26 protein-coding genes are annotated in these 23,065 nt (G+C 69.0%); 14 read left to right on the plus strand and 12 right to left on the minus strand.

Features of this window, described 5'->3' with window-relative positions; all coding sequences use genetic code 11:
* Positions 1 to 432: 432 nt before the first annotated feature.
* Together ACIBVN_RS35510 and ACIBVN_RS35515 are read right to left on the minus strand one after the other, a co-directional pair.
* A complete protein-coding gene (locus ACIBVN_RS35510; protein WP_397144044.1) occupies positions 433 to 1,053 on the minus strand; it encodes a hypothetical protein in 621 nt (206 codons plus the stop codon).
* Positions 1,050 to 1,274: a hypothetical protein gene (locus tag ACIBVN_RS35515; protein ID WP_349450737.1), complete on the minus strand. Its 225-nt coding sequence runs from the start codon at positions 1,272 to 1,274 to the stop codon at positions 1,050 to 1,052. Before ACIBVN_RS35515 ends, ACIBVN_RS35510 begins: the two co-directional genes overlap by 4 nt.
* 538 nt (positions 1,275 to 1,812) lie before the next feature.
* Between ACIBVN_RS35515 and ACIBVN_RS35520 the strand changes: the two genes are divergently transcribed.
* A complete protein-coding gene (locus tag ACIBVN_RS35520; RefSeq protein ID WP_397144047.1) occupies positions 1,813 to 2,991 on the plus strand; it encodes an Ig-like domain-containing protein in 1,179 nt (392 codons plus the stop codon).
* Positions 2,992 to 3,240: 249 nt separating this feature from the next.
* Here the strand turns inward: ACIBVN_RS35520 and ACIBVN_RS35525 are convergent, their stop codons facing one another.
* Together ACIBVN_RS35525 and ACIBVN_RS35530 are read right to left on the minus strand one after the other, a co-directional pair.
* Positions 3,241 to 3,393 (minus strand): hypothetical protein, encoded by a 153-nt coding sequence (locus ACIBVN_RS35525; RefSeq protein WP_397144049.1) that lies wholly within the window; start codon positions 3,391 to 3,393, stop codon positions 3,241 to 3,243.
* Positions 3,394 to 3,569: 176 nt separating this feature from the next.
* A complete protein-coding gene (locus ACIBVN_RS35530) occupies positions 3,570 to 3,950 on the minus strand; it encodes an HTH domain-containing protein (RefSeq protein WP_397144051.1) in 381 nt (126 codons plus the stop codon).
* 221 nt (positions 3,951 to 4,171) lie between these two features.
* Between ACIBVN_RS35530 and ACIBVN_RS35535 the strand changes: the two genes are divergently transcribed.
* From ACIBVN_RS35535 to ACIBVN_RS35550, 4 genes are all read left to right on the plus strand, one after another.
* Positions 4,172 to 4,597 (plus strand): VOC family protein, encoded by a 426-nt coding sequence (locus tag ACIBVN_RS35535; RefSeq protein ID WP_397144053.1) that lies wholly within the window; start codon positions 4,172 to 4,174, stop codon positions 4,595 to 4,597.
* Between the two features lie 213 nt (positions 4,598 to 4,810).
* Positions 4,811 to 4,966 carry a hypothetical protein gene (locus ACIBVN_RS35540; RefSeq protein WP_397144055.1) on the plus strand — a complete coding sequence of 52 codons (156 nt, stop codon included), beginning with the start codon at positions 4,811 to 4,813 and terminating at the stop codon, positions 4,964 to 4,966.
* A 7-nt stretch (positions 4,967 to 4,973) separates the two neighbouring features.
* The gene (locus ACIBVN_RS35545; RefSeq protein WP_397144057.1) at positions 4,974 to 5,108 is read left to right on the plus strand and encodes a hypothetical protein; all 135 of its coding nucleotides are present in this window, start codon (positions 4,974 to 4,976) and stop codon (positions 5,106 to 5,108) included.
* A 196-nt stretch (positions 5,109 to 5,304) separates the two neighbouring features.
* Positions 5,305 to 5,466 carry a hypothetical protein gene (locus tag ACIBVN_RS35550; protein WP_397144059.1) on the plus strand — a complete coding sequence of 54 codons (162 nt, stop codon included), beginning with the start codon at positions 5,305 to 5,307 and terminating at the stop codon, positions 5,464 to 5,466.
* Between the two features lie 174 nt (positions 5,467 to 5,640).
* Here the strand turns inward: ACIBVN_RS35550 and ACIBVN_RS35555 are convergent, their stop codons facing one another.
* Entirely contained in the window at positions 5,641 to 6,228 is a 588-nt protein-coding gene (locus tag ACIBVN_RS35555) for a Uma2 family endonuclease (protein ID WP_397144061.1), read from the minus strand.
* A 180-nt stretch (positions 6,229 to 6,408) separates the two neighbouring features.
* Positions 6,409 to 7,206 carry an SDR family NAD(P)-dependent oxidoreductase gene (locus ACIBVN_RS35560; protein WP_397144063.1) on the minus strand — a complete coding sequence of 266 codons (798 nt, stop codon included), beginning with the start codon at positions 7,204 to 7,206 and terminating at the stop codon, positions 6,409 to 6,411.
* 55 nt (positions 7,207 to 7,261) lie between these two features.
* Between ACIBVN_RS35560 and ACIBVN_RS35565 the strand changes: the two genes are divergently transcribed.
* The 3 genes from ACIBVN_RS35565 (at position 7,262) to ACIBVN_RS35575 (ending at position 8,768) form a co-directional block, all read left to right on the plus strand.
* Positions 7,262 to 7,858 carry a TetR/AcrR family transcriptional regulator gene (locus ACIBVN_RS35565; protein ID WP_397144065.1) on the plus strand — a complete coding sequence of 199 codons (597 nt, stop codon included), beginning with the start codon at positions 7,262 to 7,264 and terminating at the stop codon, positions 7,856 to 7,858.
* A gap of 209 nt (positions 7,859 to 8,067) precedes the next feature.
* Entirely contained in the window at positions 8,068 to 8,442 is a 375-nt protein-coding gene (locus ACIBVN_RS35570) for a type II toxin-antitoxin system RelE/ParE family toxin (RefSeq protein ID WP_397144067.1), read from the plus strand.
* Complete coding sequence (locus tag ACIBVN_RS35575; RefSeq protein ID WP_397144069.1) at positions 8,439 to 8,768, plus strand: helix-turn-helix domain-containing protein; 330 nt, start codon at positions 8,439 to 8,441, stop codon at positions 8,766 to 8,768. Before ACIBVN_RS35570 ends, ACIBVN_RS35575 begins: the two co-directional genes overlap by 4 nt.
* Before the next feature lie 110 nt (positions 8,769 to 8,878).
* On the opposite strand, the gene ACIBVN_RS35580 is transcribed toward ACIBVN_RS35575, so the two are convergent.
* Positions 8,879 to 10,549, minus strand: a complete 1,671-nt coding sequence (locus tag ACIBVN_RS35580) for a hypothetical protein (RefSeq protein ID WP_397144071.1) — start codon at positions 10,547 to 10,549, stop codon at positions 8,879 to 8,881.
* 301 nt (positions 10,550 to 10,850) lie between these two features.
* On the opposite strand from ACIBVN_RS35580, the gene ACIBVN_RS35585 reads away from it, so the two are divergent.
* The 5 genes from ACIBVN_RS35585 (at position 10,851) to ACIBVN_RS35605 (ending at position 14,783) form a co-directional block, all read left to right on the plus strand.
* Positions 10,851 to 11,891 carry an ABC transporter ATP-binding protein gene (locus ACIBVN_RS35585; protein ID WP_397144073.1) on the plus strand — a complete coding sequence of 347 codons (1,041 nt, stop codon included), beginning with the start codon at positions 10,851 to 10,853 and terminating at the stop codon, positions 11,889 to 11,891.
* Positions 11,884 to 12,564: an ABC transporter permease gene (locus tag ACIBVN_RS35590; protein WP_397144075.1), complete on the plus strand. Its 681-nt coding sequence runs from the start codon at positions 11,884 to 11,886 to the stop codon at positions 12,562 to 12,564. Before ACIBVN_RS35585 ends, ACIBVN_RS35590 begins: the two co-directional genes overlap by 8 nt.
* Positions 12,561 to 13,253, plus strand: a complete 693-nt coding sequence (locus ACIBVN_RS35595) for an ABC transporter permease (RefSeq protein WP_397144077.1) — start codon at positions 12,561 to 12,563, stop codon at positions 13,251 to 13,253. Before ACIBVN_RS35590 ends, ACIBVN_RS35595 begins: the two co-directional genes overlap by 4 nt.
* A 39-nt stretch (positions 13,254 to 13,292) precedes the next feature.
* Entirely contained in the window at positions 13,293 to 14,225 is a 933-nt protein-coding gene (locus ACIBVN_RS35600; protein WP_397144079.1) for an ABC transporter substrate-binding protein, read from the plus strand.
* Between the two features lie 75 nt (positions 14,226 to 14,300).
* Positions 14,301 to 14,783, plus strand: a complete 483-nt coding sequence (locus ACIBVN_RS35605) for a flavin reductase family protein (RefSeq protein WP_397144081.1) — start codon at positions 14,301 to 14,303, stop codon at positions 14,781 to 14,783.
* Positions 14,784 to 14,814: 31 nt separating this feature from the next.
* Here the strand turns inward: ACIBVN_RS35605 and sppA are convergent, their stop codons facing one another.
* From sppA to ACIBVN_RS35620, 3 genes are all read right to left on the minus strand, one after another.
* Complete coding sequence (sppA, locus tag ACIBVN_RS35610; protein WP_397144082.1) at positions 14,815 to 16,512, minus strand: signal peptide peptidase SppA; 1,698 nt, start codon at positions 16,510 to 16,512, stop codon at positions 14,815 to 14,817.
* A gap of 68 nt (positions 16,513 to 16,580) precedes the next feature.
* Positions 16,581 to 17,777, minus strand: a complete 1,197-nt coding sequence (locus ACIBVN_RS35615) for an FAD-dependent monooxygenase (RefSeq protein WP_397144084.1) — start codon at positions 17,775 to 17,777, stop codon at positions 16,581 to 16,583.
* 46 nt (positions 17,778 to 17,823) lie between these two features.
* The gene (locus ACIBVN_RS35620) at positions 17,824 to 18,750 is read right to left on the minus strand and encodes a GlxA family transcriptional regulator (protein ID WP_397144086.1); all 927 of its coding nucleotides are present in this window, start codon (positions 18,748 to 18,750) and stop codon (positions 17,824 to 17,826) included.
* Positions 18,751 to 18,821: 71 nt separating this feature from the next.
* Here ACIBVN_RS35620 and ACIBVN_RS35625 point away from each other — a divergent pair, with 71 nt between their 5' ends.
* On the plus strand, positions 18,822 to 19,712 hold the full coding sequence (locus ACIBVN_RS35625) for an NAD-dependent epimerase (RefSeq protein WP_397144088.1): 891 nt from the start codon (positions 18,822 to 18,824) through the stop codon (positions 19,710 to 19,712).
* A 47-nt stretch (positions 19,713 to 19,759) separates the two neighbouring features.
* Here the strand turns inward: ACIBVN_RS35625 and ACIBVN_RS35630 are convergent, their stop codons facing one another.
* Both ACIBVN_RS35630 and ACIBVN_RS35635 read right to left on the minus strand, forming a co-directional pair.
* Positions 19,760 to 21,418 (minus strand): ABC transporter ATP-binding protein, encoded by a 1,659-nt coding sequence (locus ACIBVN_RS35630; protein ID WP_397144090.1) that lies wholly within the window; start codon positions 21,416 to 21,418, stop codon positions 19,760 to 19,762.
* Complete coding sequence (locus tag ACIBVN_RS35635) at positions 21,415 to 23,043, minus strand: ABC transporter ATP-binding protein/permease (RefSeq protein WP_397144092.1); 1,629 nt, start codon at positions 23,041 to 23,043, stop codon at positions 21,415 to 21,417. The genes ACIBVN_RS35630 and ACIBVN_RS35635 overlap by 4 nt, the downstream gene beginning before the upstream one ends.
* Positions 23,044 to 23,065: the final 22 nt, after the last annotated feature.

Here is a 23,065-nt window from a genome sequence, read left to right on the forward strand (position 1 = left end):
CCCGCGACGTCTTCCGTATTCTCACCCACGGCCACGAACCAGCGACCAAACCCGCTTCTGACTGTTGACAAGACATAGGAGCATCCCGTTGCCCGTCTGGGTGGTCGGCCTGCTGGACCCCCCGCCCCGAGCAAAAGGTCTTCGCGGGGGAGGCGCTTCGCGCCGAAGGGCTCAGGCGTTCCTTATTCAGGCGCCTGGCGGCGCAACCCCCGCGCCTTGCGGCGCCATCGCCCGCCCCTTACCTGGTTACCGGGTTGGCCTGCTGGAGCCCACCCGAAAACCCCGCTCGCCGCGCTCGCCAGGAGGTTGCCCGCCTTGCCCGATTATCGGGTTAGCTTGCTGGATCTGGCCCCACGAACCCGCTCCGCGGCACCGAGGTCCGTACTCCCGATTTGCACCACTCCATGGGGGACATGACCGATAGTTGCGCGCTCAGGCGTCTGTCAGCTTCCGCCGTCTGCGATGGCGCAGCCGCTCCCCCAGCGCCCTAAGTCTGTCCAGCTTGAGATCCATTGGATCACCTTCGGCCGCATCGAGCAGATAAGACTTGAACAGCGCCTCCGTGTCATGCGTCATGGCAAGCCGATCCTTAAGGGAGGAAAGCGCTTGGGAACGTGTGCCGGCATCGTCCGCAGAAGCGGCCGTCTCCCTCTCCGCCTCGTTCAGCAGCTTCCCAACGGCCTGATGTGACATGCCAAGCAGGTAACCAATGTCGCGGTGAACGTAACCTCTTCGCGCCAGATCAGCCACCGTAGCTTGCGTCGCTTCTGCAGCCTTTTGTTTGACGAGAGTCGCCGCGAGGCGGGTCACCAGCGTGGCCTCCAGTTCTGTAGCCACTTCATCGTCGGCCACAGTCAATTCGAAGCCGGCGTCAATCTCGGAGACGTCCACATCCAGCATCGTGGCCACCAGGTCACGCGCCATCTCCTCAGCTTGCTCCAAGCGCTTCACCTGTGTGTGGTAGCTGCGCTTGAGGCCCGGTCCGGAGATGGTCAAAGCCCACCAGCCGTCACTCCTGCTGGCGGTGATGGTGTAGGCGTCGCGCTTGCTCACTGCTCCTCCTGCTCCTTCGCGACCTCAGCGAGGATGCTCTCCCAGTTCTCCAGGATTCCTTTCGCCGTGCGCTCGTTGACCTCCGAGTGGCGAGGTACGGGCATCGCCTCCGAACCGGCATGCCACTTGGTGTGGCTGCCGCCTTCGGTGGAGTGAACGGGTACGCCATACTCCTTGGCGAGCTTGCGCATCCGCCGCTCCAGATCCCGCTTCCTCATCATCAGTGTAGGCTACCGAGGTTGCACGATGTAAGGCAACCGAGGTTGCATAATGACCATCTGAGCTCGTTTAGGCATTCCGTTAACCATTGATCCCGTAGAGAGCTCCAGTACCGAAGATGTGATCAATCAACCCGGAGCGAATTCGCGCTTGGACGGGTTCGGGGACGCGAGCGAGATGATCTTGCGGATAGCGCTGACACCTCGAAGCATCTCCGCAGCTCAGAGCGGGCGATCCCTCATGGTGAACTGCGACGCCTGACCCGTGATCGCTCGGTCAACGTACGGTGGTGGCTGGCCACATGGCCCACCACCCCGGAAGCCTGCTGTTATCGCGGCGCCGGCGCTGCCGGCTGATGGCGTCGGTCGGCTCCGGAGTCTCCGGCAATACGTCTCGTTCTGGGCGATCTCGCATCGAGTCCTCATTCGTTGCGGCATCTATGCATGATTACCTACAGTTACGGGCATAACGCTCTCCGTGTCATAGCAGACTCCCTAGTCTGAAATACGCCTATTTGTCGGGGGACTGGAGGCGTCGGCGATGCGAAATGGCGGGACCGTACTCGTCAGCACGTTCACGGTGCTGCTGCTCCTGGCCGCAGGCTGCACCTGGGGCGGCTCCAACACGCCGTCCGAGAAGCAGCAGGAGCAGGGCCTGGCGGCCAAGCTGTCGATCATGCCCGCCGACGGCACGGAGAAGGTCGCCCCCGATACCGGGATCGGCGTCAAGGTCACCGACGGCAAGGTCACCAAGGTGACCGTCGCGGACGCCAAGGGACGCGAGGTGAGCGGGAGCGCGGGCGCGGACGGGACCTGGCGGCCCAGGTGGCCGTTGAAGCCGTCAACGGCGTACACGGTGAGCGTGCAGGCCACCGGCACGGACGGAAAGCCGGTCACGGCGCAGGCCAAGTTCACCACGCTCAAGCCGAAGCGGGTGCTTGAGAGCGGCATGTCGCCGCTGGACGGCGAGAAGGTCGGCGTCGGGATGCCGGTGCAGCTCCTGCTCTCGCAGCCGGTCACCGCGCGCCAGGACCGGGCCGCGGTCGAGCGGTCGCTGGAGGTGCGGATGTCCAAGCCGGTCGAGGGCGCGTGGAGCTGGGTGAGCGACCGGGAGGTCCAGTTCAGGCCGCGGGAGTACTGGCCGGTCGGCGAAAAGGTCACAGTGGTCGCCCATCTGGCCGGGCTGCGGGTAGGACAGAATCTGTGGGGCACCAAGGACCGCAGCCTGACCTTCACCGTCGGTCCCGAGCACATCACCAAGATCCGCAACTCGACCCACAAGGCGGTCGTGCGGGAGAACGGTGAGGTCGTCAAGACCATCCCGGTCAGCCTGGGGAAGCCGGGGGACGAGAGCTATTCCGGCATCATGATCGCCCAGGAGAAGGTCGCGGACATGCTCATGGACTCGGCCACCATCGGCAGGCCGGGCGAGTACTTCGCGCACACCAAGTGGAACGTCAGGATGACCTACAGCGGCACGTTCTTCCACGCGGCACCCTGGTCGACCGGCGCGCAGGGCAACCGCAACGTCAGCCACGGATGCGTGAACGCCAGCCCCGCCAACGCTCGTTGGTTCTACAACTTCACGCAGCGGGGGGACATCATCAAGGTCGCGGGGACGTCGCGCAAGCTCCAGTTCGGCAACGGTCCGACGCCGTGGGACAAGTCATGGGAGGACTGGCTGGCGGGCAGCGCCCTCGGCACGTCGATCAACGCCTGACGCTCGTCTCTGACGTTTGAGGGCCGGTACTGCTCGACCTGCATCACACCCGCGGCCCGTTGCCGATCAGTGTCTTGGCTCGTCCCTAGATCCAGCGCTGGCCGTCATTGAACCCGCGCGCCAGCGGCCCTGCACAGCCTGGCCTACCGATACGGCGGGCGAGCTTCCCGCCGCCGAGGTCAGGCCCGGCGGGACGAGCAGGAACTCGTCGGTAAGGGCCTGGGGTGAGAGACGTCCTCTGTACTCGCCTCAGCGGGGCACGAAGCCGCGGTAGACGACGCGCCGCCGCCAGAGCACTGGCCACTGCCGGTCCCTGATGCCGCTCAGCACACCGGCGGCCACCGCACCGGTGAGGAGGCCGCCCACGATGACACTCATGACGACCATGAAAGCGATGTCCATGACAATTCCCGGGTGAGTAGTTGAATTCTAAACTTGTCGGCGTAACAGTGCCCTGCCGCGGTCTATTCCGAGGGCTCCACGTGGTCAGCTGCAGCGCGAGCCAGCTCAGGCCACTGCAGCATCAGGCCGGGCACGTCGCCAGCAACGCCGGCTGATCGACCGGAATCCGGTCGTGGTCATGCCGAATACGTCCGTGCTCCCGTAGGGCCTGGCCAAGCGGTCGCAGGGCGGCATGACACGGCGCTGATCGTCGGGCTCCGCCCGCCGACCGGCCTGCGGCGTTCGTCCGTGAGCAGGCGCGATCGCGGGGTGGCTCGGGCGGAGCTGGATGCTCCGGGGCCGGACGACCGTCGGGACACGGCGGCCGCACCCCATGCCCAACGTCGGATCTTGCCTGGAGTGGCCGACACGGGTGGCGTTCCGTGCAGGCGGTTGACGTCACGCCGCACAGTACGCGGGCTGATGTCCAGCCCCTCGGCCAGCAGCGCCTCCGGCCAGCCCCCGCGCACCTGCAGCAACGAGAGCAACGCCAGCAGCCGCGCTGAAGTTTTCGGCATGGCCCCCACATTGGCCCCAAGTAACGGCCACACCCTGTCCGCTTCGCCTGTCACGGTGGTCACCGGCAAGGGCCGGGCGAGCCGATCGTCGTCGGTGGCGCGGGGGGAGCAAGCTCCCGCCACCGCAACGCACCGGTCCTGCGGTCGACAGGACGATCGGACGTCGATGGCGACGCGTAAGACCGCCCAGATGGCAGGAATCGAAAGGCAAGGACCGCATTATGTCCGTCAATGTTGTGACCCACCTGAACTTCCGGGGTGACGCCCGCGCGGCGCTCACGTTCTACCAGTCCGTCTTCGGCGGGGACGTGGCCGTGGTCACGTACAAGGACGCCGGGAACGTCCAGGAGACGTCCGAGGCCGACCAGGTGATGTGGGGCCAGGTGGCCGCCGACAGCGGCTTTCGCGTGATGGCCTACGACGTGCCCTCGCGCCTGTCCTGGGATCAGGGCGAGAACGCGTTCTTCGTCTCACTCCGGGGTGAAGCGACCGAGGAGATCAGCTCGTACTGGGAGAAGCTCTCCGACGGCGCGACCGTCCTGCAGCCGCTGGGGCCCGCGCAGTGGGCGCCCCTCTACGGGATGCTGAAGGACCGGTTCGGCGTCACGTGGGTCGTGGACGTCGTCAGCGAGTACAACGCGTCCTGACCCCGGAGCCGCAGGGCGGTGGGCAGCCGCCGCCCCATCCACCCCACTACTCGAAAGCAAGGACGTAGCAGTGAAGATGCGCCCCTTGGGCCGGACCGGGAACCAGGTCAGCGCCTACTGACTCGGCACCTTGATGTTCGGCCGAGTCGGGAACCCTGACCACGACGACGCGTCCGGATCGTCCGCCGGGCACTGGACGCGGGGATCAGCTTCGTGGACACCGCCGACGTGTATGGACCTCGCGGCGAATCCGAGGAGATCGTCGGCAAGGCTCTCAAGGCCGGCGCGACGACGTCGTACCGGCCGCCAAGGTCAACGGCTCGATGGGCGAGTACCCCAACCGCGGCGGCAGCTCACGGCGCTGGATGAGGAGCCTGTGGAACTCAGCACCCGTGCCTGCTGCGCGATGGCGTCAGCCTGCGGGCTCCGCGCGGTGGTGGCGGGCTTCGGGGTCAACACCTCCGGGTGGGCCTGCTCGACGCGGTCGCGCCGGGTGTACATGTCCCAGTGATGCTCGGCGAGCTCCGGATCGACGAGGTCGCCCGGCAGGCCCTGGCTCCACGACGATGCCTGGGACGGCTTCGCCTGCTACATCGAGACGCTTGCGCAGCAGGCCGGTGCCCTGCGCGCCGACTTCGCCGGCGAGGACCTGCTGTTCGTCTTCGGCGCCTACGCCCCGCTGGCGGTCCGTCAAGGACATCGCCCCGATGCCTGGGCGCCGAGGCGTCGCCTTCGCCCTGGACGGCCTGCGCGCTGAAGCCGCGCAGCCGCTCCCCACCGCCCCGCTGGCCCTGCAGCAGGTCTACGAGGTGATGCGCAAACTCACCGGCACGCCGTGGCATCGAGCAGGCACCTGCCGTACGGGTTGATGTGCACCCAGAACAGCGAAGACAGGACCCGACGGTCTTCGTTCGGTGAGCTTGCGCGCTCGCGGTCAGCTCGGCGGCGGCCTGGTTCCCCGTATTCCGGTGTCGCCCGTACAAGGACCTCATGACGCTGGGCGCCGGGCGAATGGGCACCCGACGGGCGCAGGGAGCGAGGTTTTAGGGAGCGGTCAGTACGAGAAACGGGATAGTCACCCTGATGGGGAGTTCCAGCTCGAGGTCTGCCTGGTGTACCCGATGAAGCCTGTATTCGGAGGCTACGGCATCGAGATGGAACTCCTTCACCTCGATGATCTCGTACTTCTCGTCCAGCAGGATGAGCAGGTAGAGCGGGATGCCGGCGGCGGCATACTGCGTGCGTTTGTCGGTGAGATCTTCACGGACGGTCCCGGGTGAGGAGACCTCGACGACGGCCAGGGTCTGGGACGCATCCGGCTTCTGGCCGGGGTCGTCCAAACACCTGTAGACCACCACATCTGGATGTCGGAAGGTGAACTTGGGAACCCGCCAGAGCACCACGTCGATGTCGGTCTCAACGCTGAGGCACGGGCCGCTTATCGGGCGAGCGGCTTCCAGTGAGCCGGCGAGACGACGGGCTATGCGGTTGTGCTGTGGCGCGGGTGACTCGCACTTGATCACATGCCCGTGGACCACCTCGATGCTCCTGGCGACGTCCTCCGGCAACGCTCGATACTCTGCTTCGCTCATGGCTTCGGGAAGCGACTCATACCAGGGAGGGGTTGCCACGCCGGTCTCCCTCGCTTAGGGCTGACATCGACCATCGGCTAACTGGAAGACGTGGAGCGGGTACGGGAATCGACCGCGCTGTCGGCTCGGAACCGCACCGATCACGGCCACCGTACCATCGGGAGCCTGGCCAGCGGCGACATCGGCCCGGGAGCGAACAGCAGCACCTCGCCAGAGCTTCTAAGGGAGGGCCGACTGGGTCAGGGTGCGGATGATTTCCTCGAAACGCCGCGCCTCGTTCCGATCCACGTCAAGATCAATGATCTTCCCCTGCTTCCAGGCGGTGAGTGGCTCGGCCGGCGGATGGTCGACGAGCGCGGCGATCGGTGGCACGGCCTTGGCCACCGGCTGGGCGAATACCGCCGATGCCACCCGTACGATGCTGCGAAGCGGCTGATTGAAGGGCTCGTGCAGCCCTGTCGCCACGAACACCGGGTTATAGAGCATGTACTTCGTCCGCTGAGGGGCGTAGGCCGCCCCCAGTAGCTCGCTGGCCCTGGCTCCCTGCATGGTTGCGGTGACCGCCCGGTACTTGTCCTTCAGCTGGAGGTCGTCCCAGTGGATCTGGCCGCCCTGCCCTGCGCCGCACAGGTTGATGATCACCGGTGCCGACGCGTTCTCCAGCGGGTCACGCAGTCCTTCGACCATGAGCCAGCGGTTGAGCACGTAAAGGGCAAAGGTGTGCTCGAAACCCTCCTCGGTCTCGACTCGCGTCGGGTTGAACCGGAAGGCGGCGAGTACCAACGCGTCGATCACGGGGTGCTCGGTATTGAGACGTTCCACCAGGTCGCGGGTCTGGCGGAGGGAGCTGAGGTCACATCTGACGAAGTGGGCCTTCGGCACTTCCTCACGCAGGCGCCGCCCGCCCTCCTTGCTGCTGCCCACGGCCACGACCTGATCGCCGCGCTCGGCGTAGTGGCGGCCCAGGGCTTTGCCGATGCCGCTCGTGCCGCCGGTTATCACGATGGTACGGGCCATAAGTTGAGGTCCTCCTCAAGTTGAGATGGCCCTCAAGTTAGCTAAGCTTGAGGACATGCGCAAGGACGCCGTGCAAAACCGCGAGCGCCTCCTGCAGGCGGCCCGGCAGCTGTTCGCGGATCGAGGGCTCGACGTGCCGCTCGAAGAGATCGCACGTGCAGCCGAGGTGAGCATCGGGACGCTCTACAACCGCTTCCCCGCACGGGACGCCCTGGTGGAGGCGGCCTTCGCGGACCGGGCGGCGACCGTGACTGGGCTGGCTGAGGAGGCGCTGGCGATGGCCAACGCCTGGGAGGGGTTCGTCGGGTTCCTTACCGGCGTTTGCGAACTGCAGGCGGCCGACCTCGGCTACAACGACCTCGCCGCACGGATGGCGGCGGTGGGCGAGGATCGCGGGTACGGCCTGATGCGGGAGATCCTCGAACGCGCCCAGCGGTCCGGGGAGTTGCGGGCCGACGTCACACTCGCTGACATGGCCTTCGTGGTCTGGGGAGTGGCGGCGACCGTCAGGGCCACCCGCAAGGTGGCGCCGGGAGTCTGGCGGCGACACCTCGCCCTGGCCCTGGATGGCCTGCGCGCCACCGCCGCCCAACCCCTGCCTGCCCCGCCCATGTCCACCGCGCAGGCCCGCACCGCGATGCGGGAGTGCTGACGTCTCATGGGCCCTTCGGCGCCATCGCGCGCCCGTGGCCCTGATCGTCGTGCTCTACCGCTCGGCCGGCCTGCCATGCCTCTCCCCACCACGGGAATATCGCGTCACCAGGGGAGCCAACGCCCCAGAGTCACAGGCTCGCGGGATTGTCGTCGTTGACGACAACACACATCGACCCGCCGATATGAGTTAAGGGTTATATTGGCGAGGTGGCCTGGGACGTCATTCTCCTTGAACCGGTTGAGAGCTGGTTCCTCAAGCTGTGCGAGTCCGACGTGGACACCGCAGCCTTGATCGAACAAGCCGTCGACCGACTCGCCGAGGTCGGCCCCGCACTGGGACGGCCCCTCGTCGACACCGTCGAACGTAGTGAACTCCACAACCTCAAGGAGCTTCGACCCGGCAGCCGGGGCCGATCTGAGATCCGCATGCTGTTCGTCTTTGATCCAGACCGCGCCGCGATCTTTCTTGTGGCGGGGGACAAAGCCGGACAATGGTCCCGCTGGTATGAAGAAGCCATCCCACTGGCCGAAGCCCGCTACGCCGACTATCGGGCAGAGAAGGACAAGGAGGCCGGACGATGACCACCGGACGCCGTTGGCAAGACATCAAGGCCGAGGCGCGCCGCCGCCACCCTGAACTTGCCGACCCCGAACGCCAGGCACAGGCTCGGGCGGACCTGAATGCCTACGTAGCCGGCCATCACCTCAAGGAGCTTCGCAAGGCCATCGGCATGACCCAAGCTGAGGTCGCCCAGATCCTGGGGGTATCCCAATCCCGCGTTTCTCAGATCGAGAACGGTGACCTCGCGGCCATGGAGTTGGAGACCCTCCGCGCTTACGCCACCGCGCTAGGCGGACATGTGGACATTACCGTCAGCGTCGGACCTTACTCGATCAAGGTTGCGTAGCAGCGAGCGTATGACTGGCTGACGGCCACGGTGATGACGGCCGCCCACCGCCTGCTAGTCCTTCTGGACCAGAGCGATCGCCACACCAGACGTACTGCGCTGTAGGTCGCTCATGGGTGCACGAACATGGGCACCGAGAAGAAGACGATCATTGCGATCGCCACGCAGATCAGGAACCCGACGGCCTCCCAGGCCCAGTCCAGATGCCGGTCCTTGCGGCGCCGTACCTTCTCGGGCCGGGCCCGGTACTCCGGCCGCTTCTTGGGCATCGGCCGGGCACGGACCGGGCGCGGGGCCAGGAGAGAAGGCTGTGGAGCCGGCGAAGCCGAAGGAGCCGAGGGAGCGGACAGGGCCGATGGAGCGGGCGGAGCGGGGGTGCTCTGGGGTGGCTTCTGGCGTGAGGTGCCGGCGGTCGAGGGCTTCTCGCGGGAGCCGCGCGCGGTCGAGGGCTTCTCGCGCGAGGTGCGCGAGCTGAGCGAGGTGGAGGTGACTGAGGGCTCCTCGCGCAGGGCGGCTGAGGGTTTCTCGTCGTGCGGAGGTAGCCGGTAGATCGGCTCGGTGGGCCTGGCCGGGGTGGCGGGGGTGGCCGGATCGGTGCGTCTGGAGGTCTTCGTGCGGGGGCGGAACAGCGGTGCCGCATCGCGGGTTGGCTCGTCTGTCCGCGGCGGTTGCGGAAGCGGCCGGGCCGGGCCCTTGTGCACCAGGACGTCTCTGGGCGCGAGGATGTCACCGTCGTCCGCCGCGAACGGCTTCGGGAGGTCTCTGGGTAAGAGCACGTCGCCCGTCGCGAAGGGCTCGGGGGCGTCCTTGGGTAAGATCACGTCGCCGGTGGCGAAAGGCTCCCGGCCGCCGGCGGGCTCGGGCGGATCCAGGAAGAACGGGCGCTCGTCAGGCGGCACAGAGCCCCTCCCCGCGGTAGACGGGTAGGGCCGCGCGTCGTCGAAGGCTGCCAATGGGTCCCTGAGGGGCAGGGACGAGTCCGCGGAATCGCGGAGCTTGGGCATGGGGGCCGTGGTGGCCTCGTGTTCGGTGGGCCGCGAAGCCGAGGGTGGCGTCAGGAGCTCCGCCGGGAAGAGGACCGTGCTGGTCGCCGGGTCCGGGTCGGTCATGGGGGGGTGGGGCCAGACCGGCGGGCTGGGCCAGCGGGGCTTGACGAACAGCGGGCCGGGGGCCGCCGTACGGGAGCCGAGGAAATGGATGCGGAGCGCGCCCGGCGGCTGGGGCCAGGGGAGGCGGCCGAGTACGTCGCGGAGCGGGGCGACCCCCAGAGCGCCGTACACGTCGGCGACCGGCTTGGGGATGCGGACCCCCGTCGAGGCGAGCGCCGCCCCGAGGGCCTGCCTGAAGTGGTGGCCGGCGCCCACCGACAGCTCCTCGGCGGTGTCCGGCGCGACCTCGAGCACCCATGCCAGCTCCGCCTTGCTCAGCCCGCACACCGTGCGCAGCACCAGCACCTCCCGCTGGTGCGGGCGCAGCTCGCGCAGAGTGCGCTCGACCAGCGCGGTGGCCGGGTCGATCAGGGGATCGACGGCGGGCGGCGCGTAGACGATGTCCCGCCGGTGGATCTCGCGGCGGGCGAACGCGTAGAGAGCGGCGCGGGGCGGCTCCGCGGGGGAGGGGAACCCGGCGACGCTGGAGAACAGGGCCACCAGGACGTCGGACGCGGAGCCGAGGTCGCCCAGCTGGTCGGCGCAGTACGCGAACAGCCCGGCGGCGTGGCGGTCGTAGAGCTCTGCGATCAACTCGGCGCGTTGATGCTGATCGGTGAGCGGCTGGGACACAGGGCCGGATCCTCTTGCTTTGTGCGGACGCTGAGGGTGAGGGAGGTGAGGGATGCGCGTCAGGACTTGTGGAGGTATGCGTCAGATGTTCGTGGAGGTAATCATGCCAACACACCATGGTCCGGCGCACTATCAGTTCCGGATTTGGGGTAAATATCCAGGTCAACTGAAACGCTTCAGGCGGTACCGGGGACGACAGGGCACTTCAGACCGCCGTAGTCTGTGTCTCCAAGAGATCATGCGGCGGTCGTGGCAGGGGGCTGCGACCCCTGCCACAGAAGCCTGAAGCGAGAGTTCGCGCGTGATCACATTCGACGCTGTCACCAAACGCTATCCGGACGGAACGGTCGCCGTGGACCGCCTCGACCTCGAGGCGCCCACGGGTGAGATCACCGTGCTCGTCGGCCCCTCGGGCTGCGGGAAAACGACCTCGCTCCGGATGATCAATCGCATGATCGACGCCTCCGAGGGCCAGATCCTCCTCGACGGCACGCCCGTGCAGGGCATCGACCCGCCGACGCTGCGGCGCGGCATCGGGTACGTCATCCAGCAGGCCGGACTGTTCCCGCACCGGAAGATCGTCGACAACATCGCCACCGTCCCCTACCTGCTCGGCTGGGACAAGAAGAAGGCCCGCGCCAGGGCCATGGAGCTGCTCGAACGCGTCGGCCTCGACCCCGCGCTCGCCGGGCGCTACCCGTTCCAGCTCTCGGGCGGTCAGCAGCAGCGGGTGGGCGTGGCCAGGGCGCTGGCCGCGGACCCGCCCGTGCTGCTCATGGACGAGCCGTTCAGCGCGGTGGACCCGGTGGTGCGCACGAGCCTGCAGGACGAGCTGCTCAGGCTCCAGTCGGAGCTGAACAAGACGATCGTGTTCGTCACCCACGACATCGACGAGGCCATCAAGCTGGGCGACCGCGTGGCGGTGCTGCGGGTGGGCGGCAAGCTGGCGCAGATCGCCAGTCCCAAGACGCTGCTGTCCGAGCCGGCCGACGACTTCGTGCGGGAGTTCCTCGGGCATGACAGGGGGATCAGGCGGCTGCAGTTCGTCTCGACGGACGGGCTGCGGTTGCATACTGACCTGACCGGCGCCGACGACGAGCCGTGGCGGCTCGTCGTGGACGCGGACGGCCGGCCGACCGGGTGGGTCTCCGCGTCGCGGCCCGACGAGCTGGAGCCGTACGGGACCTTCGTGCACGGGCGTGACTCCATGCGCACGGCGCTCGACGCGGCGCTGCTGTCGCCGTCCGGCTGCGCCGTGGCCGTGGACGAGCAGGGCAAGGTCGTCGGCGTGGCCACGAGGGAGGCGCTCGACGAGGCGCTCGCGGAGGCGGCAGATGGCTGACGGTCCCCCTTCCATCTGGGAGTGGATCGGGCGCAACTGGGACACCGGCCGGGTCGACAGCATCAAGAACCTGCTCATCGACCACCTGACCATGTCCCTGGTGCCGATCCTGGTCGCGCTGGTCGTCGCGCTGCCGCTGGGGCTCGCCTGCGTGCGCTGGCGCTGGCTCTACCAGCCCACCTCCGGCTTCATGAACGTCGTCTACGCGCTTCCCTCGCTCCCCGTCTTCATGCTGCTGATCTCGGTGACCGGGCTGTCGCAGGCCACCGTGATCATCCCGCTGACCTTCTACGGCATGGCCGTGCTGATCCCCGCCGTCGTGGACGGTCTGGGCTCGGTGCCCGACCACGTGCGGCAGTCGGCCGTCGCGATGGGGTTCACGCCGCTGCGCAGGCTGATCGCGGTGGAGCTCCCGATCGCCGTCCCCGTGGTGCTGGCGGGGTTGCGGGTGGTGGCGGTCTCCAGCATCAGCCTGGTCAGCGTGGGCGCGCTGATCGGGCAGGGAGGGCTCGGCGGGCTGTTCACGCGGGCGTACCAGAACCCGTTCATGCCGCCCGTGATCGTCGGCATCGTGCTGATCGTGGCGCTGGCGCTGATCGCCGACGGGCTGCTGGTGCTGGCGCAGCGGCTGCTCACTCCATGGGTACGGGCACGAAAGGGGACGGGTTCGTGAGCTGGCTGACCGCGTTCTTCGGCTGGCTGGCCGACTTCTTCGGGAACGCCGACAACTGGTCCGGCTCTTCCGGCATCCCCATGCGCCTGCTGGAGCATTTCGAGTTCTCGGCGCTGGCGCTGGTGCTGGCCGCGCTGATCGCGGTGCCGCTGGGGCTGGTGATCGGCCACACGGGCCGGGGCGAGGTGATCATCGTCGTCTCCGCGAACCTGGCCAGGGCGCTGCCCACGCTCGGCCTGCTGGTGATGTTCGTGCTGCTGCTGGGCACGGCCTCGATCTGGCCGGTGATCATCCCGCTGGTGCTGCTCTCGATCCCGCCGATCCTCGTCAACACGTTCGAGGGCATCAAGGGGGTCGATCCCGAACTGCGGGACGCCGCGTACGGGATGGGGCTGCGCGGCGGGCAGGTGCTCGGACGGGTGCTCGTGCCGGTCGCGCTGCCGCTGATCCTGCTGGGCTGCCGGTTGTCGGCGATCCAGGTCGTGGCCACGACCACCGTGGCCGCGTACACGGGACTCGGCGGCCTCGGAAGGTACGTGATCGATGGTTTCGCGACGAAGGATTACGCGAGCGTTGTCGGGGGTTCAGTACTGATTGTGCTGTTCGCCCTCGTAGTGCAGGTACTGTTCACGCTCGCCCAGAGAATGACGGTCTCCCCGGGGGTGAGCCGGAGGCTGAAGGTTCGATAGTCTCCCCTATTACCTCCCGCTTTAGAAGGGAAAATCGAAATGGGACGCAAGTACGGCATCGCTGCGGTGCTCATGTCAGCGATGCTCGGGCTGGCCGCCTGCGGTGGTGGCGGCGGTAGCACTGGAGGCAATCCGCTCGACACCTCGAGCGCGGCGCCCAGTGGTTCGGCTTCGGGCGGGGGCGGGGGCAAGGCCGTCATCGGGTCGTTCGACTTCGACGAGAGCGCGCTGCTCAGTTCCATCTACGCCCAGGCGCTTGAGGCCAAGGGCGTGCAGGTCGAGGAGAAGGTGCGCATCGGCAGCCGCGAGGCCGTGTACGACCAGGTCAAGAGCGGCGGCCTGACGATCGTGCCCGAGTACAACGGCAACCTGCTGGCCTTCATCGACCTGAAGAACACGGCAGCGACCACCGACGAGGTCAACGCCGCGCTGAAGGAGAAGCTGCCGGCCGAGCTGGAGGTCCTCGACTCCTCGCCGGCCGAGGACAAGGACAGCCTGTCGATCAGCAAGGACACCCAGACCAAGCAGTCGCTGAACACCATGGAGGACCTGGCCAAGGTCTCCAAGAACTTCGTCGTGGGCGGCCCGCCCGAGTTCAAGAAGCGGTGGGAGGCGCGCTTCAAGGAGGTCTACGGGATCGAGTTCAAGGAGTGGAAGCCCACGGGCCCGACCACCGCTGACGCGATCAAGGACGGCACGATCCAGGTCGGCAACGTGTTCACCACCGACCCCAAGATGACGGCGAACAACCTCGTGCCGCTGCAGGACCCCAAGAACATCTTCCCCGCCCAGAACGTGACGCCGCTGCTCTTCAAGGCGGGCGCGACCGACACGATCAAGACCACGCTGAACGCCGTCTCGGCGAAGCTGACGACGCAGTCCCTCCTGGACATGATGCAGAAGATCTCCGTCAACAAGGACGAGCCCGCCACGGTGGCCAAGGAATGGCTGACCTCCAGCGGCCTCGCCTGACGCATATCGGTGAGGGCCCCCTCGTCCGGGGGCCCTCATTTCCCGTTGCGCCGTGACCTACCGGAGACTGTCCCTGTGAGTGAGTTCACGGAGGCGATGGCGCAGCTCGCGGCCGGGGTGTCGGTGGTGACCGTACGCGATGGGCGCGACGACCTGGGCGCCACGGTGTCGGCGCTGATGTCGGTCTCGCTGGAGCCCCCGCTCGTGCTGGTGAGCCTGGCCGGCGGCGGCTACCTCAACGAGGTCCTGCTCCGCCAGGACCGCTGGGCGGCCTCCCTCCTGTCGTCCGGCCAGGCGGCCATCGCCAGCCGCTTCGCCACCGCCGGCCGGCCCAGCGCCCGGCTGCTGCTGGCGGGCACTCCGCACCATCGGGGCGAGCACACGGACGCGCTGGTGGTGGAGGGCGGGGTGGCCGCCCTGGAGGCCGAGACCACCAAGGTGGTCCCGGCCGGAGATCACACGCTCTTCGTCGCCGCCGTCCTCGCCGTCCCTTACGTCAACCCCTCACTCCAACCGCTGGTACGGCTCCGCGGCCGCTACCGTGCGGCAGGGACGTGATGCGCGACATCGGCCCAGGTCGAGTCGAGGGTCAGCGGATCACGTACCAGTCGGGCAGGAGAAGGGGACCCGCGGCCGGGAGGCCGAGTTCGGCGGAGAGGCGGGCGAGCGGTCCCCACGCGTCGAGCCGGATCCGGGCCAGGGCGGCGGACTTGTCCTCGCTCGACTCGGGTCCGCGCAGCCGCTCCAGCGGGTTGAGCCGAGGATAGGTGCGGACGGGGGCGTCGTCGGCGAGGCCGGTGCGCTTCCTGGCCAGGGCCAGCGCGTCCTCCAGGCCGCCCAGCTCGTCCACGAGCCCGCCGGCGTGCGCGTCAGCACCGGTCCACACGCGGCCGCGGGCCAGCTCGTGCGCGCGCTCGCGGGTGAGGTCGCGGCTCTGGGCCACCTTGCCCACGAAGTCGTCGTAGATCCGGTCGAGCCAGGCGTTCACGCGTTCCCACTGTTCGGGGGAGAAGCCGCGGGAGGTGGAGAACATGCCGGCGTTGGTGCCCTCGGCAACCATTTCCGAATTTATCCCGATTTTTTCGAGCATTTCGGAAAGGACCGGCTTGCCGCCGTACACGCCGATCGAGCCCGTCAGCGTGCCGGGCTGGGCCACGATCACGTCGGCGGCCATCGCGATGAAGTAGCCGCCGGAGGCGGCCAGGTCGCCCATGGAGACGATCACCGGCTTGACCTTGCGCGTCAGGATCACCTCGCGCCACACCGTGTCGGAGGCCACGTACGAGCCGCCGGGGCTGTCCACCCGGAACACGACGGCCTTGACGTGCTGGTCGCGCCTGGCCGCGCGGAAGGCGGCGCTGATCGTGTCGGAGCCCATCGCCCCGCCACCGCCGAGCGGGCTGCGCCCGCTGCGGCCGGTCCTGATCATGCCGGTGCCGTGGATGAGCGCGATCCCGTCCGCCGTCGGGTGCGGCAGCTTCTTCACGGCCGCGCCTCTGGCGTACCGGGACACGTACAGGAGGTGCGCGTCGTCGCCCGCCGCCTGCTTGACCTCGTCGTACACCTCGTCCCGGTACGCGAGCCGGTCGACCAGCCCGGACTCCTCCGCCTCGCCGGCGGTGAACGGACCGCGGTCGATCAGCTCGCGGACCTTGCCGGGGTCGAGCCGGCGCCCGTCGGCGATGCCCGTGATGAGGCTCTCGGTGACCGACTCGACGATGCGGCTCATGGACTCGCGGTGCGGGTCGGTCATGTGGTCCTGGGTGAAGGTGTTGACGGCGGTTTTGTACTCGTGCCGCTGCCCCGCCTCGTAGCCCACTCCCAGCTTGGCCAGCGCCCCCTTGACGAAGCGCTGCTCCAGCGCCACCCCGGTCAGCCCGACGTCGCCGCTGGGCTGCAGGTAGACGCGTTCGAAGGCGGAGGCCAGGTAGTAGGGCACCGTGCCGCCGCCGAACTCCCCGAACGTCTCGGCGAAGGCGACGGTCAGCTTGCCCGAGGCTCTGAAGTGGATCACGGCCTGGCGCAGCTCCTGCACCATGGCCAGGCCCAGCGGGTTGCTGCCGATCTTCACCACCAGGGCCTTGACCCTGGAGTCCTGCCTGGCCCGCTTGAGGCCGGACAGGACGTCGGACAGGCGCGTCTTGCGCATGGACAGCACCGCGGAGAGCGGGTCCGTCGGCGGGCCCTCGGTGAGGCCCTCTGTGAGATCGAGCTCCAGCACCAGCGGGGCCGTGCGCCGCTGGCGAAGTTTTTCCACTGTTTCGAAGATGGCCTTGCCTGCCTCCATAGATGCCACCCTAAGCGACACAATTTGAGATGCGCTCAGCTGTTTGGAAGTGGGTCCCCCGGTGACCGCTATCGCCGGGCGACGTCCCTGTAGTCGCGTAGCGTGATGTTCTCGGCGGTCCTGCGGGCCATCTTGGCGACCAGGTTCTTCCCCGGCAGATACGGCATGAGCCTGTAGTAGCGGTTGAGCAGCCCGGCCATGAAACGGCTTGACGGAATCATGAGGTTGGCGACGCCGTCGCCCATCTTCTGGCAGCCGGCCGCGTACTCACGCATCTCCTCCTCGTAGCGGGCGAACGCGACGCGGTGGTCGCCGTGCGCGGCGGCCAGCTCTCCCGCCAGGACGTACGCACCGACCACGGCGAGCCCCGTGCCCATGCCCGACAGGGAGGAGGGGCAGTAGGCGGCGTCGCCGACCAGGGCGACCCGGCCTCGCGTCCAGGAGTCCATGCGGACCTGGCCGACCGAGTCGAAGTAGAAGTCGGGCGCGTGCCGCATGTCCCGCAGCAGGCGGTCGCTCTGCCAGCCGTTGCCGGTGAAGTGCTCGGCGAGAACTGCCTGCTGCCTGGCCACGTCGCGGCGGTCGAGGTCCAGCAGCGGGGAGCCGAAGTAGAAGACGGCCTTGGCCTCGGTGTTGTGGCGGGCGCTGTACATCGCGACCAGCCTGCCCGCGGTGCGGTAGGCGTGCCCGGTGTGGTCGAGCCCGAGGTGGTTGGCCGTGGTGAAGATCGCGCAGTAGACGCCGAGGTGCTTGACGAACCGCTCCTCCGGCCCGAACGCCAGGCGGCGGGTGTTGGAGTGCAGCCCGTCGGCGCCGATCACCAGGTCGAACCTGCGGGGCGGGGTGCGTTCGAAGGTGACGGTCACGCCGTGGTCGTCCTCGGTGAGCGAGGTGATGGAGTCTCCGAAGACGTACTCGGTGTGCTCCTTGGTGGCGTCGTACAGGATGCGCGCCAGGTCGCCCCGGAGGATCTCGATGTCCCCGGCGAAGAGGTCGGCGGGCATTTCGCCCCGTGGTTTGCCCGCGCTGTCGACGTACGACATGGAGCCCATGCCGGTGCGGGCGCGTTCGAGGTCGGTCAGTATGCCCATGCCGCGCAGGATCGACAGGTGCGCCTCGCCGCGGAAGTCGACGGCGTAGCCGCCGTCGCGCAGTGCGGGGGCGCGCTCCACGATCGTGGGGTTGAAGCCGTGGCGGCGCAGCCAGTAGGCGAGCGCGGGGCCGGCGACGGAGGCGCCGGAGATCAGGACGTTGCCGTTCTTCATGACGCAGAGCCTGCTCGGGAGGGCTCACCGCCGGCTCACCCCGCGCTCACACCGCCCGGGTGAAGCTCGCACGGTAGGCCGTGGGCGTGAGCCCGACCCGGCTGACCAGGTGCTTGCGGAGGGAGTCCGCGCTGCCCAGACCGCTCTTCCCGGCGACCTGATCCATGGGCAGCTCGGTGGTCTCCAGCAGTTCCCTGGCCCGGTCCACGCGCCGGTGCAGCAGCCACTGGAGCGGGCTCAGCCCGGTCTCTGCGTGGAAGCGCCTGGTCAGCGTCCGCACGCTCACCTTGGCGTGACCGGCCAGGTCGGCCAGGGTGAGCGGGCGGTCGAGGTGCTCCAGCGCCCACGCCCGGGTGGGGGCGAGTGAGGTGCCGCGCTCGGGCGGCAGCGGCGTCTCGATGAACTGGGCCTGGCCGCCGGGCCGTACGGGGGAGACGACCGCGAGCCGCGCCGCCGCGTTGGCCACGGCCGCTCCGTAGTCGAGCCTGATCAGATGCAGGCACAGGTCAATGGCGGCCGCGGCGCCCGCCGAGGTGAAGATGCCGCCGTCCTCGACGAACAGGACGTCGGGCCGGACATCGATCGACGGGTAGCGGGCGGCGAGGTCGCCGGCCAGCCCCCAGTGGGTGGTGGCGCGGCGCCCGTCGAGCAGGCCTGCCTGGCCCAGCACGAACGCGCCCGTGCACAGCGAGGCGATCCGGGCTCCGCGGGCCGCGGCCTTCCGCAAGGCGTCGAGGACCTCCGTGGGGGCTGGCTCGCCGCCGCTGCCGACGGCGATCACGGTGTCGGCGCCCTCCATCGCCTCCAGGCCGTCCGTCACCACCACGTCGGGACCGCCGACGGTCGGCACCTGGCCGGGCCGCGCCGTGCAGACGCGCACGTCGTAGTGGGAGCCGTTGTCGAACACCATGAGCGGGATCGAGATGTCGAAGCTCAGCACGGGCGGCACGACGACGGCGGCGATGCGGTGCATGGCCAGATCCTCCGGATAGTTGGCATTCAGGCCACTATGCTACGAGGCCGCAGGTCGCCACCGTTGTAATCATGAAATTTCATGTGATCGTGGGTCGCGGGGCCGCCGCGTCGAAGACCGCTCTGCTGCTGGCCGAAGACGGCGAGCGGGTACGGATGATCAGCCGCACCGGCGGCGGGCCCGACCACCCGCTCGTCGAGAAAGTAGCCGCGGACGCGACCGACACCGATCGGCTCACCGAGCTGACCGAGGGCGCGGACACGCTGTTCACCACCGCCGCGCCGCCGTACCACACCTGGCCCGAGCAATTTTCGATCCTGTCGGCGTCGCTGCTCGGCGCGGTGCGGCGGACCGGGGCCGACTACGTCATGCTCGGCAACCTCTACGCCTACGGGCCGGTGGAGGGGCCGATCAGGCCGGACTTCCCGCTGGCCGCGACCGGGCCCAAGGGGCGGACCAGGGCGCTGGTGTGGGAGGAAGCCGCCGCCTCAGGGGTGAAGGTCACCGAGGTACGGGCCGCCCAGTTCTACGGCGGCGGGGCCGTCTCGGTGTTCAGCCTCATGGTGCAGCGGCAAGTCCTTGAAGGCAGGCTTGCCCTGGTGCCGCAGGCACTCGACGTGCCGCACAGTTACTCGGCGATCGGCGACACCGCACGCACACTGGTCGCCGCGAGCCGCAGCGAGCAGGCGTTCGGCCGGGCCTGGCACGTACCCACCGCGACCCTGTCGGCGCGGGAACTGGCCGGGCGACTCGCCGAGCTCGCGGGGGCGCCGAAGCCGCGGATGGAGGAGATGACCGAACGCGACCTGACCCTGCTCGAGTTCACCCAGCCGTTCTGGGCGGAAATGCACGAAGTGCTCGAGAAGCCTGGCCACCCCTGGGTCATCGACTTCTCCGAGACCCAGAAGATCCTCGGCGTGAGCGCCACCCCGGTCGACGACGTGCTCCGGGAAGTGATCTAGCGGTTTCCGGGGCGACGGGCGGATCACCCGCGCGCCGCTGCCACCCTTCACGACTGCCGTGCGAACAGATGGGACAACCGCTCGCTGAGCTCGTCGTAGGAGCCTTCGGCTGCGACGCGTCCTTCCTCCAGCAGCACGATGTGGTCGGCTTTTCGGATGGTGGACAAGCGGTGGGCGATGACCAGCGTGGCCCGTCCTGTGGCGGCTTGCTGGAGCGCCTCGGTGAGGCGGGCCTCGTTGTCGGGGTCGAGGTTGGCCACCGCCTCGTCCAGCACGAGCACCGGCGCGCCGGTGGCGAGCGCCCGGGCGATGGCCACCCTGGCGCGCTGGCCGCCGGAGAGGGTGGTGCCTCGTTCCCCGACGGGGAGCTCCGGGTCAATGGTGAGCTGGGAGGTGCGCAGTGCGCCCGCCACGTCGGCGTCGGGTGCTCCGAGCCGTACGTTCTGCCCGATCGTGCCGGCGAACAGGTGCACGTCCTGTGGCACCACCGTGACGTGCCGGTGCAGGTCGGCGATGCGTGGCAGTGGTACGCCACCCACCAGGATGCGCCCGTCGTCGGGGTCCCAGTGGCGCAGCAGGAGCGACACGCAGGTGGACTTGCCCGCCCCTGAGGCGCCGACCAGGGCGACGGTCTTGCCGTACGGGATGCGGAAGGACACACCGCGCAGCACGTCGGTCCCGTCCGGGGTGTACCGGAAGCGCACGTCCTCGAAGACCACATCCGGCTGGGCGGCCACCTGGAGGACCTCGCGCGGCGGGGGCACGTTGGCGGGTGCGGTGACCAACGTGTGGACCCGGTCGGCCGCCGCGCGCAGCGTGCCGTACTCCTTGAGCAGCAACGCCACCTGGGCCGCCGGTCCCAGCGAGCCGGCCGCCAGGACCATGGCCACCGGGGCGTCGGCCGGGGTTCGGATCACGGTGGCGACCAGGAGCAGCGTCCCGGCCGCCGCGACGGCGAGGAGCAGGTCGGTGAGGGCCGCCTCGAGCCCGCCACGGGCCGCGTTCGCCGCCTGGGCGCGTGCCAGCCGGCGGGTCTTGCGCGCCAGCAGGTCCCTGCGACGTTCCAACGCGCGGAAGGCCGCGAGCTCGCGCATGCCCTGGACGGTGTCGACCACGTCGGAGGTCAGCTCAGCGGTGGCGGCACGCAACTCGTCGCCGTGCCGGCGGGAGGTCTTGCGCAGCCACAGCGGCACGGTGAGCACGCAGGCGGCCAGCGGCAGCGACACGGTCAGCAGCAGGGGGTCGATCATCGCCGCGGCCACACTCGCGGCCGTCAGCACCGTGCCCGCCGTGATGAGCTGTGCCAGGGTGTGCGCGAAAAGCCACTCCAGGGTTTCGATGTCCGACAGCACGGCCGCCGACAGGTCGCCGCTGCGGCGGCCCAGCAGGCGGGCCGGGGCGATCCTGGCGACCGCGTCGTACACCTGGCCGCGCAGCCTGGCCAGCACCAGGTACGCCAGATCATGCGCGACGTAGGTCTCCCACCAGGCGGCCAGCGTGGCCACCACGACGAGCCCGCCGAGCATGGCGCCGGCCAGGTCGAGCGGCGCGCTCTGGCCGCCGATCACGCGGCCGACCAGCCAGGCGCCGGTCACGGCCGCGCCGAGCGCCGCGAGCTGGCCGAGCAGGTTCGCGGCCAGGGTGGAGACGAAGGCCCGGCGGTGCGCGCCGACGGCGCCCGCGAGCCAGCGGATGGACGGGGTCATGCCACGGTCTCCAGGATGGTTCCGTTCTCCAGGGTCACCACGTGGTCGGCCTGACGGATGGTGTCGGGCCGGTGGGCGATCATCAGGCAGGTACGGCCCCGCCGCACCTCGGACAGCGCCTGCTCGGTGCGCGCGTCCACGTGCGAGGTGGCCTCGTCGAGCACCAGGACGGGGGCGTCGGCCAGCAGTGCCCGCGCGATGGCCAGGCGCTGCCGCTGCCCGCCCGACAGCGTCGTCCCGCGCTCCCCCAGCGGCGTGTCGTAGCCGCCGGGCAGTTCGGTGATGAAGTCATGGGCGGCGGCCAGCCGAGCGGCGGCGACCAGTTCCTCATCGGTGGCTTCCGGCCTGGCCAGGCGCAGGTTCTCGGCGACCGTGCCGTGGAAGAGGTAGGTGTCCTGGGCCACGACCGCTACGGCGCCGCGCAGCGCGTCGAGTGTGAGGTCGCGCACATCAGCCCCGCCGATGGTGATGGCGCCTTGGTCGGGGTCGTAGTGACGCTGCAGAAGGGCGGCCAGCGTGCTCTTGCCCGCGCCCGACGGGCCGACCAGGGCGACGGTGCGGCCCGGCTCGACGGTGAAACCGACATCGCGGACGGCGGGCCGTTCGGAGCCCGGATAGGCGAAGGTGACCTGCTCGAAGGTGATGGCGGGTGGCCCGGGGAAGTCGCGCCGCGTTCCCCGGTCCTCGACGGCCGGGGACGCCGCCAGCAGGGCCTCGATCCCATCGACCGCCGTTATCCCGAGATATCCGGCGTGCCAGGAGTCGGAGAGGTTCTTCACCGGACGGAAGCACTCCACGGCGATCATCAAGACGGCGAACACTTCCCACGCGCTGCCCGCGGTCGTCGCGGCGAGGATGGCCGTGGCCGTGCCTGCCTGGACGAAGAACGTGCTGATCCCGGTCTCCACGAGCGAGATCCTGAGCTGGCGCATGGTGGTCACGTAGAGGGCGTGGGCCCGCCCCGTCAGCCGCGTCCCCAGTGCGCCGACGGCTCCGAACGCCCGCAGCGTCGCCATGCCCTGCATCGCCTCCAGGTAGTCCGAGGCCAGCGCGGCGAACGCGGCCCAGCGGCCGCGTCCCCGCCGCAGCAGCGTCGCGTCCCAGAACCTGGGAATGATCAGGACACTGGCCACGGCGACGGCCAGGACCGCCGCGGCCGCCGCGTTCACCGTGAACAGCCAGCCGACCAGCGCCACCGGCACGCAGAAGGTGATCACGACCTGCGGCAGATAACGGCTGAAGTACGGGTCCAGCCCTTCCACTCCGTCGACCAGCGTGGTCTGCACATTCCCCGTGCGGGCACCGGTCAGGTGCGCCGGGCCCAGCCGGCCCAGGTGGACGATCAGCCGATCACGCAACCTGGCCTTGATCAGCCCACCCGCCCACACGGTGACGGTTTCCCGGGCCCACAGGAGAGCCGCCCGTGCCGCGATCACGACGAAGGTCCAGGCCAGCAGGCGCACCGCGGCCGGGGCGTCCCCGCGTACCAGGGCGGCCAGGGCCGCGGTGAGCAGGACCGCCTGGGCGACGTACGCGGCGCTGACCGCCAGGCCCAGCCCCACACAGGCCGCGATCGGCCCCTTCACGCTGCCGCCCAGCTGCAGCAGACGGCGATGAACGATCACTCGCTGTCCTTCCCAGTCCGCG

It is taken from the genome of Nonomuraea sp. NPDC049400, from assembly GCF_044466425.1.
Lineage (GTDB): Bacteria > Actinomycetota > Actinomycetes > Streptosporangiales > Streptosporangiaceae > Nonomuraea.